The organism is Candidatus Binatia bacterium (genome assembly GCA_023150935.1).
Lineage (GTDB): Bacteria > Desulfobacterota > Binatia > HRBIN30 > HRBIN30 > JAKLJW01.
Genome location: JAKLJW010000157.1, coordinates 1 through 568, shown reverse-complemented (window position 1 = coordinate 568; position 568 = coordinate 1). Strand labels below are relative to the sequence as shown.

The following is a 568-nucleotide window of genomic DNA, read 5'->3' as shown; positions in this document are numbered from 1 at the left end:
CTCGCCGCGCTCCACGACCACGACCTCGCAGCCGGCGCGGGCCAGCTCCCACGCCGTCGCGCACCCGATGATGCCCCCGCCCACGACGACCACCCTCATGCCGCCCCCTCCACCGCCTCGACGAACCGCCGCGTGGCCGCCGCCGGATCGTCGGCGTCCAGGATGGCGGAGATCACCCAGACCCCGCGGGCCCCGGCGGCTCGGACCTCCCGCACCCGCTCCGGCGTGATGCCGCCGATGGCCACCACGGGGACGCGCAGGGCGCCGGCCACGCGCTCGAGCGCCGCCAGCCCCTGCGGCGGCCCGTAGCGGCGCTTCGAGGGCGTGTCGTAGACGGGCCCGAAGGTGACCCAGTCCGCCCCCGCCTTCTCGGCCGCCACCGCCTCGTCGAGGGAGTGCACCGAGGCCCCGACGAGGAGGCGATCGCCCGCCACGGCCTTCAGGTCCTCGACGCTCAGCGAGGCGCCCGTCCGCTGCACGCCGTCCGCCCCGACCGCCAGGGCCACGTCCAGCCGGTCGTTCACGATCACCCAGGCCCGTCGCGACCGTGCCTCGGGCAGGAGCGCCC

2 protein-coding genes are annotated in these 568 nt (G+C 77.5%); both read right to left on the bottom strand.

What is annotated here, in order from left to right:
- Window positions 1–99 (bottom strand): FAD-dependent oxidoreductase (locus L6Q96_23490; GenBank protein MCK6557511.1); only part of this gene is annotated, 99 nt, incomplete at its 3' end.
- A partial coding sequence (locus tag L6Q96_23485; GenBank protein ID MCK6557510.1) for a thiamine phosphate synthase occupies window positions 96–568 on the bottom strand: 473 nt, incomplete at its 5' end. The genes L6Q96_23485 and L6Q96_23490, both read right to left, overlap by 4 nt.